Raw genomic sequence first — 15018 nt, forward strand, 5'->3', positions numbered from 1 at the left:
CGCTTTAAGGTTAGAAAATGACCTGAATTACCGTATAATTTCGCTCTTTGCACAAAATAAAGCAGATAAGCATCCATTAAGGGCACAGATTGTGGCAGATACTAAGACCTTTCAGGGGTTAATCCTGACCTTACAGAATTATTGGGCCGAGCAGGGCTGCGTGATTCAGCAGCCGCTGGATCTTGAAGTCGGCGCTGGTACTTTCCATCCCGCAACCTTCCTGCGTGCCATTGGCCCCGAGCCTTGGAGCGCGGCCTATGTCCAACCTTGCCGTCGTCCAACCGATGGTCGCTACGGTGAGAACCCGAATCGTCTCCAACATTACTATCAATATCAGGTGGTGATTAAACCTTCCCCGCTGGACATCCAGGAAATGTATCTAGGCTCGCTGAAAGCACTTGGCCTTGATCCGTTGGAGCATGATATTCGCTTCGTTGAAGACAACTGGGAATCGCCGACACTGGGTGCCTGGGGGCTTGGCTGGGAAGTCTGGCTCAACGGTATGGAAGTGACTCAGTTTACCTACTTCCAGCAGGTGGGCGGTCTTGAGTGTAAGCCGGTGATGGGTGAGATCACTTATGGTCTTGAGCGTATTGCCATGTATCTGCAGGGCGTTGATAGCATTTACGATCTGGTGTGGACTGATGGCCCATTAGGAACGGTCTATTATCGCGATGTATTCCACCAGAACGAAGTCGAGCAATCGACTTATAACTTTGAACATGCCAATGTCGAAAAGCTATTTGAATTCTTCGATTACTGCGAAAGCGAATGTATGCGCCTGATGGAACATAACTTGCCATTGCCTGCCTATGAGATGGTGCTTAAGGCTTCACACGCCTTTAACTTACTGGATGCGCGTCATGCCATTTCAGTAACTGAACGCCAGCGCTTCATTTTACGTGTTCGTACTTTGGCGCGCTCTGTGGCCGAAAGCTATTATGCCGCTCGCGAAACCTTGGGATTCCCTATGCTCAATAGCACTAATTCGAGCCAGCAAATCAATAAATCGGAGGAGAAATAATCATGTCACAACACGATTTATTGTTTGAGCTAGGAACAGAAGAGTTACCACCAAAGGCCTTAAAAACATTAAGCGATGCCCTGCGCGATAATCTGGCGGCCAATTTGCAGAGCAATGACTTTGATTTCGACAGCATCGAAAACTATGCTGCACCGCGCCGCTTAGCGTTAATTATCCGCAATTTAGCGGATAGCCAGCCCGATAAGAATGTAGAGCGTCTTGGCCCTGCAGTTGCCGGAGCCTTTAATGATGATGGCTCTGCTAAGCCTGCAGCAGTCGGTTTTGCCAAATCCTGTGGCGTTGAAGTGGATCAGCTGGATCGCATCGAAACCGATAAGGGCGAACGCCTGGGTTACACCATAGCGCAAAAAGGCCAGCCGCTTTCTGAATTGATTGAAGATATGCTCAATTCAGCATTGAAAAAGTTACCGATTCCAAAGCCAATGCGCTGGGGCGATCGCAGTGAACAGTTTATCCGTCCTGTGCATTGGGCTGTTTTACTGTTTGGCGATCAAGTCCTGGACGCAACTGTATTGGGTGTTAAAACTTCCAATCAATCGCGCGGCCACCGTTTCATGTCGCCTGATTGGGTGACTCTTAATACGGCTGATGATTACTTGCCTAAGCTATTGGCGGCTAAAGTAAATGCTGATTACAAGCAGCGCAAAGAACAGATTCGTGGTCAGGTCATTGCGCAGGCAGAAGCCATTGGCGGTGTTGCGCAAATTGATGAAGGCTTGCTCGATGAAGTGGCCAGTCTGGTGGAATGGCCTGTAGCCTTAACCGGCAACTTCGACACTGAGTTTCTGGAAGTACCTGCCGAGTGTTTGATTTCCTCAATGGCCGAACACCAGAAATATTTCCACGTGCTGGATAAAGACGGCAAGCTGATGCCGAATTTTATAACGGTTAGTAATATCGAAAGCAAACGTCCGCAGAGCGTGATCGAAGGTAACGAAAAAGTGATTCGTCCCCGCCTGGCCGATGCCATGTTCTTCTTCGAGACTGACAAAAAAGTCAGCCTTGAAAGTCATCAGGCCCATCTCAAGAATGTGGTCTTCCAGAAACAACTGGGCTCAGTACAGGACAAGGCTGAACGCGTTTCCGAACTGGCCTCGAAAATTGCTCCAATGATAGGTGCCGATTCCGAGCAAGCTAAACGCGCAGGCTTATTATCCAAATGTGATCTGGCCACCAACATGGTTGGTGAATTCGATAATCTACAAGGCGTCATGGGTACTTATTACGCACGCCATGATGGTGAAAACGAGAACGTTGCCATCGCCATGACCGAACAATACCTTCCTAAATTCTCCGGCGATGCACTGGCCAAAAATCCAGTCGGTCAATGTCTGGCCATTGCTGATCGCGTTGATTCTCTGGTTGGTATTTTTGGTATTGGCCAGGCACCTTCCGGTGCAAAAGACCCGTTTGCACTGCGCCGCGCAGCGATTGGTTTGATTCGCACTATCGTTGAGAATCAATTAACCCTTGATCTGACAGACCTGATCGCTCATTCCAAAGCATCTTTCGGCGACAAGCTAACGAACGCCAATGTTGAAACGGAGCTGCTTGATTTTATTCTTGAGCGTTTCCGCGCCTGGTACTTGGATCAGGGTGTTAGTAGCAATACTATTTCTGCAGTGATGACTTTACGCCCAACTCAGCCACTGGACTTTGATGCACGCATTAAAGCAGTGCAGTTCTTCCAGACATTACCGGAAGCTGAGAGCTTGTCAGCAGCCAATAAGCGTGTGAAAAATATTTTGGCGAAAGCCGATATCGAAGTTCCTGATTCGGTTGATGCGAGTCTATTGCAGGAAGCGGAAGAGCAGGCGCTGGCCAAAACCATTGCCGATGCTGAAGCTAAGCTATCAGCCATGACCAGTTACCAGGATAAGCTGCAACATCTTGCCAGCCTGCGTGATGATGTGGATGCCTTCTTCGATAAAGTGATGGTTAATGCAGAGGACGCAGCGGTCAAAGCCAATCGTCTGGCCATGCTGAAGAAATTGCAAGATTTGTTCGGCTCGGTCGCTGATATTTCCCTGCTACAAAACTAGTCATGTCTAAAATAGATTGGGATAAGATCAAAGTTATCGTTCTGGATCGTGATGGCGTCATTAATCACGATTCAGATGATTACATTAAATCAGCCGAAGAGTGGATTCCGATTGCTGGCAGTCTGCCGGCTATCGCAAAACTGAATCGACGATTTAAAGTTGCGATTGCCACCAATCAGTCGGGTATTGCTCGAGGCTTTTATGATGAGCCAATTTTGCATGCCATGCATGACAAGATGGACAGCCTGCTACAAGAGTATAGTGGCCATATTGATCACATCGAGTACTGTCCTCATCATCCCGACGATGGTTGCGCCTGTCGCAAGCCCGAAACGCAAATGCTCGAGCACATCGCCGATAAATTTTCTGCTAAACCAGAAGAAATGGTTTTTATTGGCGACTCCAGTTCCGATTACCACTGTGCACAGAACTTTGGTTGCCCCTTTGTACTCTTGTTGACCGGCAAAGGTCTGAAAACATTGAATAAATTGGCGGGCAAGGATCTCATTGTCGAAAAAAGCCTGGCCATGTTGGTGGACTCTATTGACTAGTCAGGACAGAAACCTAATCGTTGGTACTGGCAAGCTGGGCCGCCGCTTTTATGATTATCTGCAATCGAAAAAGCAGTCTGTGATCACCTTATCCAGAAGCCCGAAGGCATGGTCGAAGCAACATATTTGTTATGACTTGCTGAAAAACGATCAGGCTTTTCCAAAGCTTCCACAATTAAACAAGGTTTTCATCATCCTTGCGCCTGGTGAACGCTCTGAGTCAGCTTATCGCCAAACTTACATAACTGCAGTCTCCAACCTGGTTTCCCATCTCCATCAACAACAGACAGATTTTCACTGCGTATTTGTGTCTTCGACATCAGTTTATGCTGCCAATACAGAATCAGTCATTAATGAACACATTGTCCCCAAACCAGATTCTTTTTCGGGGCAGATTCTGCTGGAAGCTGAGAAAAACGTAAAAAGTCTCCACGCCAGCACGTCTATTGTCAGACCCTCAGGCCTTTACTCTTCGCAACGCCAACGTCTGATCGATAGTCTGCTCGATCCTGCTCAATACGATAATCCTAAATGGCTTAACCTGATCCATGAGCAGGATATTTGCCAGTGGCTTTGGCAGGCTGCTATCAACCAATGGTCATTAACCATCGCCTCAGATGGCTTTCCATTCCAGCGCAAACAGTTACAGGATTTTCAGCAATCACTTCCTGACGTAGAGACTCCCTCATTGCCAGATCATTCAGCCAAACGCTACCTGTCGCTTAATCTTGACCAGATAAAATTGCAATACCCATCAATTTTTCACTGGCTTCAGTCGCGAATGTAACGTTTTATAACATTTTGTGTGTTTTTATTAGCCACCGATTTGTTAAAATCATCAGCTTTAATGGCTTGTAGATTGATATAAAAAGCGAGAGTGGCATGAATTTCAAAAAATCCCTGGTGGCATTAGCGGTATGTTTTTCCTCACCAGCTTTGTTTGCGCAAAGCGGTTTACTTTCAGACGCACCTGAAGAAGGCTATATCGGTACTATCGATTTTGGCTATATCAGCACTTCCGGTAATACAGAAACCGAAAGCCTGAATGGTGCCTTTAAGTACATCACAAGAATTTCAGATGAATGGTCAACAGGTGTGCATATCACTGGCATGACCAATACCAATGACGATGTGCGTGAGGCAGAGCGCTATACTTTCGTCTGGAACAATCGCTACGACCTCTCTGAACGCTCATTTGTTTACAGCGTCGTTGATTACATGAACGATTATTTCGGTGCTTATGACTATCAGGCGGGTGCCTATGTCGGTTACGGTCATGAATTATTCAAAGATGACACAGGCCACTTCTCGCTTGGTCTGGGTTTGGGTTATCGTGTTAACGCCCTGGAAGCTGGCGAAGACGAGAAAGAGAACGTGGTTCGTGGCGATCTGGATTATCAATACAATATTTCTGAGACAGCTACCTTTACTCAAGTTGTTGCCGCTATCTGGGGCCAGGACTTCGACACTTATGCATCGGAAACAGCCTTAAGAACAAAAATCTCTGACAGCTTATCCCTGAAATTAGCTTATCATGTTAACTATAACTCTGAAGTGCCGGTTGGTGCTGAAAAACGTGATACCACTACCACTGTGAGTGTAAGTTATAGTTTCTAGCTTCGGATTCTATTGTTCAGCCTGATGAGGCTTTACAATTAATCTTATATGAAGAACTTATTTCTGACTGTAGGTTGGGTTAGAAGCTTGTTTCGTTTCCCAATAGCTTTCGCCACTAGTTTCTTGTCATACCGCGGCACCAAGGGCACTTCCTTCGGTCGCTCACCGCGGACAAAATCTCAGGGAGAGATTTTGAACAGCGAAGCTGGCCTTTGGTGAAATACAGGGATGTATTTCATAATCCAGAGACTTTAATCATTCCTTGATTTCTACTTTCGCTCCCCGGCGAGTTACTTTTACAGAATGCATCCTTGCATTCTGCAGAAGCCAGCGTCGTTTCACTCCGCTGTTCAAATTTGTTCCAGACAAATTTGTCTTGCCCTAAGTAACCACAAAATCGTCAGGAACGATTTTGAATAGCGAAGCTAGCCCGAAGGGTGAAGTACAGGATGTACTTCATAAAAGAAGACCACCCCGTGATTGAGGCCTCGCTTCGCTCAACTACCTTCGTCTTCGCCAAGCCACTTAACGCAGGGTCTGCCCCCTTGGGTACCGTAAAATACGTTCCATCTCCCTAAAGGGATTTCCTTTGGTCACTTACCCGAATTTTACTATTCAAAACGTCCTGTTTTGAATTGCTATGTCTTGGCTGCTTCTCAGCTCAATCAAAAGGGGTTTTCGTGCCAGCCTTGAGCTGCCTAGTTTTAATAGATTGGAAGAATTAATCTTCCTGATTTAAATACTGATTTTTAAGCTTGACGTAATTATCCGCTGAATATTTGAAGAAGGCGGTTTCTTCTTCGGTGAGCTTTCTTATTTTGCGGGCTGGTGAACCAACCCAAAGGTAGCCGCTTTCTAATACGCGGCCTGGCGGTACCAGACTGTTTGCACCAACAATGACGTTTTCTTTAATCAAGGCACCATCCATCACCACAGTGCCCATTCCAATCAGGCAGTTACTTTCGATTCGGCAGCCATGCAATATAGCTTTATGCCCGATGGTGACGTTATCTCCAACATAGAGATCGTGTCCTTCGGGATCGTAGGGGCCAGCATGGGTCACATGGCATACGGTTCCATCTTGAATGCTGGTACGTGCGCCAATATGAATTGAATGCACGTCACCGCGCAATACGGCCATCGGCCAAATGGAGCTGTCTTCACCAATATGAACATTGCCCACCACCAGGGCAGTTTCGTCAACATAGACCTTATTGCCTAATTGTGGCTGGTGCTGATTAAATTTTCTAATCGTCATTCGATTGTATCCTATTACGTTCTGCCGCTATTTTAGCCTGTCTTACCTTAATCTCAAACCTAAAGTCCCTTATCTTCCGATATTTCCTTTTAGACTTTATCAGCAGCACTTTTTACAAGTCATATTTGCACTTATCTCGATTGATGGTTATGCTTATCCAACCAACAGGGAGTACATTATAAAGGCGGATTTAGTTTTGATGTTCAGCAAACCTCCATTACCTGAATCTACCCTGCAAAGCCTTGTCGAGAATGACTATTCAGCGGTGCTGATTTGTAATGATAAATACGTCATCAAAGCGATTTGCATTGATAAATCCATACCCGCATCGACACTTCAAGGGATAGAGCTCAAAGACTGGCTACCAGCAGAATTGCTGAGTGGCGAGAAACTGCGCGCCATTGTTCCGCTCCCTGATATTCGCAAGCAGCGCTATTTTATTGCCTCTATCACCCGCCTGCCTAAAGACAAGTCGCATCTTAATGTGCTGGTTTCGTTGCAACCTGCTCCTGAACTCGATAATCATGATGCTGAGAGCGCCCCTAATCTACTGTCAGTTTATAAAAACACGGTTCTTAATAAGGCGCCGATTTTCCTTTATACCCTGGATTATCGTACTCAATTGTTTGTTGAGGGCCTGGAGTATTTCAGCAACCTGCTAGGCTACAGCGAAGAAGAGTTCTCGGCTATGCCGGAAGGTGTCTACTCGACCATCCATCCTGACGACATTCCCGTAGTAAAGGAGCAGGAAAGGCGTTTGGCAGCCAGTGACGATAAAGAAGTGATTCCCGCTGATTTCCGGGTTAAAAAGAAAGATGGTGAATGGATCTGGATTCAGGTTCACAGCACCATCTATGCGCGCGATGAGGAAGGCAATGCCATCATCGAAATTGGCTCCATTCATCAAATCCAGAAAGATTTTGAAACCGAGCAGGCTCTTCGCCGTAAAGATAAGTATTACCGCACACTGGTCGAGAATAGCTATGATTGTATTCTGATGTATGATCAGAACATGAATGTCACTTATATCTCTCCTTCAGTGACTCGTGTTACCGGTTATACCGAAGAGGATCTGGTCGGTAAAACCCTTGAAACCTTTATCTACGAAGAAGATCGGGAAGAAGCTGCAGCCAATCTGCGTTATGTCGCAGAAAACCCAGGGGCATTGTCGGTGGTCGAGCGCCGCATCAATCACAAAGATGGCCATGTGCTATGGATTGAGAGCCGCCTGGTCAATCATCTGAATGACCCTGACATTCAAGGGGTTACCATAAACTTTCATGTTATCACTGAGCGCAAGCAGGCCGAACGCAAAATTCATAACCTGGCGAATTATGACCCGCTTACTCAGTTGCCAAACCGCTATCTATTACGCAAACGTTTGCTTAAAGGGCTTGCAGATTCGGTTAAGAACGACTCCAAATTGGCTCTGATGTATATCGACCTTGACCGTTTCAAGGAAATTAATGACACCCTGGGCCATTCGGTTGGTGATGCACTGTTGCAGACGGTCGCAAAGACGATTCATAAATGTTTACGCAGTTCAGATACTTTGGCCCGCGTCGGGGGCGACGAATTTACCATTGTGTTGCCCGAAACCTCCGAGAAAGAAGCTCGCCATATTGCCGATCGCATTTTGCAGCAGTTCAGAACCCCTTTTCAGGCGGATAATCATACGGTACAGACTGGCGCAAGTATCGGTATCAGTATCTTCCCTGATCACAGTAAAAAGGCCGAAGATCTGTTCCGTTTCGCCGATATTGCCATGTATTCCGCCAAGAAAGAGCGCAATCAGTATCAGCTTTATGAACTGCGCCATAGTGAGCGCGAAAATCGTCGTCGCTCCGTAGAAAAGAAACTCAAAACCGCCATTGCTAATGATAATTTACGACTTTATTACCAGCCGCGTGTTGATATCAAAACCGGGTTAATCCGAAGCGTTGAAGCACTTTGTCGCTGGTATGATCCTGATCATGGTGACATTGCCCCCAGTGTTTTCATCCCCATTGCCGAGGAGAGCACCCTGGTCCATGAGCTTAGCCAACAAGTCACCGACCTGGCCTGTAAGCAGATTGTTGCATGGCGCAACATGGGCATAGATACAACGGTAGCCTTGAACCTGTCGATTAAAGATCTGCGTAACTTCAACCTGCTCAATCAGTTCAGCGACACCATGCGCACCTACGATATTCCGGGCAGTGCGCTGGAAGTTGAAATTACTGAAAGTGCGGCCATGACCGACGTGGTCAATACCGTAAAAGTTCTTAATCAATTCAAAGAATTAGGTATTAAGCTGTCGATTGATGATTTTGGCAAAGGCTACTCTTCTTTGGCATATTTAAGCCAGTTGCCGGTTGATAATCTCAAAATTGATATGTATTTCATTTCGCAACTCAGTAGCCAACGACAGGATCGCATGACCAATGTGAATATTATTCGCAGTATTATCTCGCTGGCTCAGAGTCTGGATTTACATACGGTTGGTGAGGGGGTTGAAACCATTCAGCAGATGTCGATTCTGCAATCACTGGGCTGTGACATGGGGCAGGGCATGTTGTTCTGTCGGCCGATGTCAGCAACTGCCATTACCGATTTGCTACGTGAGGGAAAAGTGACCTTTGCTCGTCGCTGATTGTGTTTCATAATAGCTGCTTTGCAACACACCCAAAGACTCAAGCCAGATGAAAATAGCCATTGCCACACGGCATAACCTTCCGGACTGGGAGCAGGACGACCAGCCTTTCTTTCAGGCTCTAAGCAAAGCCGGTATTCAATACGATGTGATTCCCTGGGATAGCGAAACTGACTGGAGCGCTTATGATCTGTGTCTGATTCGCACCACCTGGGATTATCAGGAGCGCTTTGAAGAATTTACCCAATGGGTTAAAACAGTCAGCCAACAAACCCAGCTTTTCAATCCACAATCGATCATTCACTGGAATAGCCATAAGAGCTACCTTCGCGAACTGGAACAAAACGACATTCAGATTGCACCATCAGTATGGCTCAATCGTGGCCAAACCTACGATATTCAAGAAATTATGCAATCCAAGGGCTGGCAGAAAGGATTTATAAAACCTTTAATCGGTGCCAATGCCCGGGAATGTTGCCGTTTTGATGTCAGTGTGCAGGGTCTGGTTACTGCTCAGGTGCACATTGATCGCCTGGTAGCAACAGAAGATCTGGTATTACAGCCTTATCTCTCCACCGTTGAGACCTTCGGTGAAACTTCCGGTATTTTCTTTAACAACCAATTCAGCCATGGCACACGCAAAGTTCCGGTACAGGGCGATTTCAGAGTACAGGATGATTATGGTGCCAGCGACTTCCCGTACCAGCTGAGCAATGCAGAAATAGAACTCGCCCATAAAGCGATTAGTTATGTCTGTGACCACTATTTACCCTCATCAGAAGATAGTTTACTGTACGCACGTATTGATTTTTTACACGATTCGGCAGGGACACCATACCTGAACGAAATGGAGCTTATTGAGCCCTCTCTATTTTTCAGGCATGGCGGTCAGGCATCCTGTGATGCCCTGGTTTCTGCCATTCAAACTAAAATAAAGAACAAGGAGTGATCCATGAACAAAACAGCCCGCATAATTTTAATCGGAATAATGCTCTTGCTGGCAGGTATTGGCGTCGGCTATTTTGCACAGAAGCAATTTGGAACTAGTGACTCTCAACCTTCCGTACCTGCCGATCAACAACAGCCGTTGGAGCAGGTTAATCCTAATCCTCCGGAGGATAGCCAGGTCGAACCGGAAACAAAACCAGAGACCCATGCAGTTACTGAACCCAACTATGATCCCGCTATCTGGAAAATCGAGCACAATGGCGTAACCTCATATTTGTTCGGCTCAATCCATATGGGTGACTCAAGCATGTACCCTTTGCCAGAGCATATTCGCAACGCATTTTCTGAAAGTGATATTCTGGTTGTGGAAATAGACATGACTAACCTGAATCAGATGGAAATTGCACAAACTGTTCAGAAGATGGCCATCGATCCAGATAAACCATTAAAAGAACACCTATCTGATACTACAGCAGAAAAATATGACGAGTACTGCACCCGTACACGCTCTCCTTGCCAGATGTTCAGCTCCTTTGAACCTTGGTTTGCAGCCATGACTTTAGAGGCTTTAGCAATGCAGCAATCCGGTTACAAGGAGCAATTGGGCATTGATATGCATTTCCTGAACGAAGCCAAAAACAACAAAACAATCGTTGAACTGGAAAGTTTCGACTCACAGCTGGCAATGCTTGATAGCATGCCAGCTCATCTTCAGGATCTGATGCTGTTGTCGACCGTTACCCGAGAAGAAGGGGCTACCGAAAAGCTGGTGAACGCCTGGAAAACGGGTGATGTAGAAGCTTTCCTGGCTGAGTCAGAAATGTCCGCCAAGGATCAAGGTATCTCCGATCAAGATTACCAGGCTTTTATGGATCTGTTTTTGTATGAAAGAAATAAAGGAATGGCCGATGGCATTGCCGAGCTGCTGGAACAGGGAAAATCTGTCTTTGCAGTTGTAGGGGCAGCCCACTATGGTGGTGATAAAAGCGTCAACTACTATCTTGAACAGAAAGGCTATAAAGTCACCCGACTATAATCCGTATAGGTGAGATATTAGAGAATAACTTCTATTTATCTCACCTGCCCTTTAGCTTTCCCCGTCTACAAATTGTAATTTTTCCTAGATAATCGTTAGTTTAACTTTATACTATCCTTTGATTATTAAGCCTGTTAATAAATATGACCCTTTTCTCTTTACTCAAACACAAACTCCTTGGTCCAAGAAGCAAGACTGCTGTAGATAAGCCTTTCTTTGACCAAAATACTATCGCTATTAATTTCTTTGAAACCACAAAAAACTGGGGCGATACCATCAACTTATATCTAATAGAAAAGGTTTCAGGGAAAAAGCCCGTGGTGGTGTCTCCCGACGAGCAACAGCATATTTTAGCAGTCGGCAGTATTCTAAGAATTGCCAATCAGAACAGCATCGTCTGGGGCTCTGGGTTCATCTCCAAAAAGGGCAACATTAAATATAAGCCTTTAAAAGTTTGTGCGGTTCGCGGACCTCTGACTCGTAAGCTGTTATTGAAGAAGGGTATCGAAACACCTGAAATTTATGGTGACCCAGCGCTTTTGATGCCGCGCTTTTATAATCCTAAAGTCGAGAAAAAGTATAAGCTGGGCGTCATTCCGCATTACAGAGATATTAAGCACCCAGCGGTCAAACAACTTGAGCAACAAGGTGCTCACATTCTAGATATCACTAAAAGCGCAGAAGCTTTTATTGATGATTTGCTCGAATGCGAACACACGATTTCGTCATCGCTGCATGGCCTGATCGCTTCGGACAGTTATGGCATTCCTAACCAATGGATTACGCTTAAAAATGAACTGACCGGCGGCACTTTCAAGTTTCAGGATTATTATCACTCAATCAATCAAACCAGCCAGTCGCCTATTAATGCCGAGCGACTAGCTGCTATGTCTGTTCAGGACATTATTGAAAAGTGCCAGCTAAAGCCTATCACCCTTGATCTTGATGCTCTGCTCGATGCCTTTCCAGCAATGAATACTAGCGAAGCGTAACAAACTCTTCCGCTGAGGTTGGGTGAATGGCAACGGTGGCGTCAAAGTCTGCCTTGGTCGCCCCCATCTTGATGGCGACCGCAAAACCCTGCAGAATTTCATCCATGCCTTCACCAATGCCATGAATACCGACAACCTTTTCGTTCTCACCCTGACAGACCAGCTTAAAGGTGCTTAAGGCACGATGAGGGGTAATGGCGTTATACATGGCGGCAAACTGCGATTTATAGACCTTGATGTCATCGACACCATATTGCTCAATCGCCTCAGCTTCCGTTAAACCCAGGGTGCCAATGGGAGGATGCGAGAAAACTACGGTTGGGATCTGGCTGTAGTCCATATAAGCATTGGGCATGGCTGGATTGAATAAGCGCTCCGCCAGCAGACGTGCAGCCTTGATGGCGACCGGCGTTAATTGTGCTTCACCTGTAATATCACCCACAGCATAAATACCCTTAACATTAGTATTCTGATACTTATCAGTGCGAATAAAACCATCCTGATCGGTTTCAACTCCGGCCTTTTCCAGACCTATGTCATCGGTAGCTGCTTCGCGGCCAATTGCCCAGATCACACAGTCCACATTATCGATACAATCTCCTGTATGAGTGTGGACCTCAAATGTACCGTTACCATTCTTCTTGATGCTCCTGACTTCGGTATGGGTATGCAGCACAGGCCCATCCTGCTGCAGTCTATCCAGCAGGGCATCGGTAATGTCTTTATCAAAATAGCGTAACGGACGATCTTTGCGCACCAGAAGATGACTGTTACAGCCAAGCGCATGTAGCACACCGGCGATCTCCACTGCGATATAACCTGCCCCAATTACCACCGCCTTTTGAGGACATTCCGTCAGCTCAAAAAAACCATCCGAATCAATACCATATTCAGCACCCGGCACATCCGGAATAATTGAGCGGCCACCGACGGCAATCACAATATGGTCAGCAGTGATCTTTTCACCATTAACCTCAACCGTCCTGTTATCGATAAAACGAGCATAACCTTCAATAAAATCAACACCATTTGACTCAAAGCCACGATGATAGGCACCGTGAATGCGCTCAATGTAGGCTTCGCGATTCTTTACCAGGCGCGACCAGTCAAAACCCTTCTGCTCCAGGTCAAAACCGTAGGCTTCGCTGTATTTGATCGCTTCTGCGATATGCGCGCCATACCACATGACCTTTTTCGGTACGCAGCCCACGTTAACGCAGGTTCCGCCAACGGCCCTGGCCTCGATGACAGCAGCTTTTGCACCACGGATGGCAGCTCGATTGGCCGAAGCGATACCACCGCTGCCAGCGCCTATCGCCAGGAAATCGTAATGTTTGATATTGTTGGACATAAGTTTCTGTTTTTTCGCTATAATGCATCGATTATAAAGGTTTTAAATGTCATATAAAGCGCAGGTTTTTACGTGAAAATACTTTTCGATGTCGCCTATCTCTATTATTTGCCCCACTTCACACCGGTTCTTGAGGAACTTAAGGTACAAGGCGTTGAATTAGGCATTGTTTTTCACAGCGAACCACCAGCGGCTATTAAAACCCAGTTGGCCTCTCTGGCTGAAATACATATTATCAATCAAGTTGATTTAGTCAGCTTTTACCTGGAACAAAAGCCTGATTGGATTGTGTTTGGTCATGCGGCAGAAATTGCCGAACAATTAAATCCACACATCAAAACCGCCTTGATTTTGCATGGTCTTGGGCCAAAATCGACCTATTACAACGCTTCATCCAGTCCAATTCAGTATCGCTTCGTCGAGTCTGAACATCGTAAACAGACACTGCAAAAGCTTTATCCAGATAAAACCTTTATCACCACCGGCTACACCAAACTCGACCCCATTATTAATGGCTCCTGTCAGGCCATTGATCTGGCAGAGAAAGGCCTGGTGCCGGGTAAAAAAACCATTCTCTACTCGCCAACCTTTTATCCGAGCACCATCGAGAACTTCCCTAAAAACTGGCCGGAACAATTTGCTGATTACAATATTTTAATCAAGCCGCACTATCTGTCCTTGATTAAATCGGCTTATAAAAAACAGCGAGAGCTGTTTGAGCATTGGAAAAACTACCCCAATGTCTATCTGGCCAGCCCTGAAGAACAAAGCTTATTACCATTCATGGCCACTGCCGATCTGATGATTAGCGAAACTTCATCTGCTCTATTCGAATTTATGGCGCTGAATAAACCGGTCATAGTTGGCCACTTCCTGAAACTTAGAGTGGGTTATTGGGGCTTCCTGAAATTTCGCTTACAAAAACGTCTTTCCGATGACTATCAGCTATTCCACGAAATAGGCACTAATATCAATCATTACCGCGAACTCAAGGCAGCTGTTGAAAATAACCTGGATAACCCCAAGCTCTTTGAACAGCAACGTTTAAAATACATTGAGCAGATTGTCGGTGCAGTCGACGGTCAGGCCTCCAAGCGCGTTGCAAACTTTTTACTCAGTCATACCTAGGACAGTCTATGCGCGTCATCACTTTTGGTACTTTTGATGTTTTTCATGTCGGTCACGTCAATATTCTTGAACGGGCACGCGCCATGGGCACAGAGCTTTATGTTGGCGTTTCTTCCGATCAGTTGAATTTTGAAAAGAAGGGACGTTATCCGATTTATTCTGAAGAAGATCGCATGCATATATTGAGCGCACTGACCTGTGTCGACTTTGTATTTTTAGAGGAGTCACTGGAAAAAAAAGCGGAATATATCCAGCAGTATAATGCTGACTTGCTTGTTATGGGTGATGACTGGCAAGGCAAGTTTGATGAAATGAAGCAATTCTGCGACGTCAAATATTTACCTCGAACACCGTCGATTTCAACCACTGAAATTATCGAAGTGGTTCGACATACTCCACACAAATAATTGGCAGTCAG

General features: G+C 45.9%; 13 protein-coding genes. 11 read left to right on the forward strand and 2 right to left on the reverse strand.

Annotation, left to right across the window (positions count from 1 at the left end):
- Nucleotides 1–91: 91 nt before the first annotated feature.
- The 5 genes from glyQ to HUJ19_RS05805 all read left to right on the forward strand — a co-directional run bounded on the left by glyQ (nt 92) and on the right by HUJ19_RS05805 (nt 5255).
- Complete coding sequence (gene glyQ / locus HUJ19_RS05785; protein ID WP_367273973.1) at nt 92–1024, forward strand: glycine--tRNA ligase subunit alpha; 933 nt, start codon at nt 92–94, stop codon at nt 1022–1024.
- Between the two features lie 2 nt (nt 1025–1026).
- Nucleotides 1027–3087, forward strand: coding sequence for a glycine--tRNA ligase subunit beta (gene glyS, locus HUJ19_RS05790; RefSeq protein WP_290622747.1), 2061 nt, complete (start codon nt 1027–1029; stop codon nt 3085–3087).
- A gap of 2 nt (nt 3088–3089) precedes the next feature.
- Nucleotides 3090–3638, forward strand: coding sequence for a D-glycero-beta-D-manno-heptose 1,7-bisphosphate 7-phosphatase (gene gmhB, locus HUJ19_RS05795; protein ID WP_290622748.1), 549 nt, complete (start codon nt 3090–3092; stop codon nt 3636–3638).
- A complete protein-coding gene (locus HUJ19_RS05800; RefSeq protein WP_290622749.1) occupies nt 3631–4425 on the forward strand; it encodes a sugar nucleotide-binding protein in 795 nt (264 codons plus the stop codon). Before gmhB ends, HUJ19_RS05800 begins: the two co-directional genes overlap by 8 nt.
- Before the next feature lie 95 nt (nt 4426–4520).
- On the forward strand, nt 4521–5255 hold the full coding sequence (locus tag HUJ19_RS05805; RefSeq protein WP_290622750.1) for a YdiY family protein: 735 nt from the start codon (nt 4521–4523) through the stop codon (nt 5253–5255).
- A gap of 721 nt (nt 5256–5976) precedes the next feature.
- Here HUJ19_RS05805 and HUJ19_RS05810 read toward each other — a convergent pair.
- Nucleotides 5977–6513: a gamma carbonic anhydrase family protein gene (locus tag HUJ19_RS05810; protein WP_290622751.1), complete on the reverse strand. Its 537-nt coding sequence runs from the start codon at nt 6511–6513 to the stop codon at nt 5977–5979.
- Nucleotides 6514–6712: 199 nt separating this feature from the next.
- Between HUJ19_RS05810 and HUJ19_RS05815 the strand changes: the two genes are divergently transcribed.
- The 4 genes from HUJ19_RS05815 to HUJ19_RS05830 all read left to right on the forward strand — a co-directional run bounded on the left by HUJ19_RS05815 (nt 6713) and on the right by HUJ19_RS05830 (nt 12121).
- On the forward strand, nt 6713–9145 hold the full coding sequence (locus tag HUJ19_RS05815) for a bifunctional diguanylate cyclase/phosphodiesterase (RefSeq protein WP_290622752.1): 2433 nt from the start codon (nt 6713–6715) through the stop codon (nt 9143–9145).
- A 49-nt stretch (nt 9146–9194) separates the two neighbouring features.
- Entirely contained in the window at nt 9195–10094 is a 900-nt protein-coding gene (locus HUJ19_RS05820) for a hypothetical protein (protein WP_290622753.1), read from the forward strand.
- A 3-nt stretch (nt 10095–10097) separates the two neighbouring features.
- Nucleotides 10098–11129, forward strand: coding sequence for a TraB/GumN family protein (locus tag HUJ19_RS05825; protein WP_290622754.1), 1032 nt, complete (start codon nt 10098–10100; stop codon nt 11127–11129).
- A 143-nt stretch (nt 11130–11272) separates the two neighbouring features.
- A complete protein-coding gene (locus HUJ19_RS05830; protein WP_290622755.1) occupies nt 11273–12121 on the forward strand; it encodes a polysaccharide pyruvyl transferase family protein in 849 nt (282 codons plus the stop codon).
- On the opposite strand, the gene gorA is transcribed toward HUJ19_RS05830, so the two are convergent.
- Nucleotides 12108–13472, reverse strand: a complete 1365-nt coding sequence (gene gorA, locus HUJ19_RS05835) for a glutathione-disulfide reductase (protein ID WP_290622756.1) — start codon at nt 13470–13472, stop codon at nt 12108–12110. The two genes, HUJ19_RS05830 and gorA, sit on opposite strands and share 14 nt — an antisense overlap.
- 72 nt (nt 13473–13544) lie before the next feature.
- Between gorA and HUJ19_RS05840 the strand changes: the two genes are divergently transcribed.
- Complete coding sequence (locus HUJ19_RS05840) at nt 13545–14600, forward strand: CDP-glycerol glycerophosphotransferase family protein (protein ID WP_290622757.1); 1056 nt, start codon at nt 13545–13547, stop codon at nt 14598–14600.
- An 8-nt stretch (nt 14601–14608) separates the two neighbouring features.
- On the forward strand, nt 14609–15007 hold the full coding sequence (locus HUJ19_RS05845; RefSeq protein ID WP_106647730.1) for an adenylyltransferase/cytidyltransferase family protein: 399 nt from the start codon (nt 14609–14611) through the stop codon (nt 15005–15007).
- Nucleotides 15008–15018: the final 11 nt, after the last annotated feature.

This window comes from Kangiella sp. (assembly GCF_014762745.1).
In the GTDB taxonomy this organism is placed as follows: Bacteria; Pseudomonadota; Gammaproteobacteria; order Enterobacterales; family Kangiellaceae; genus Kangiella.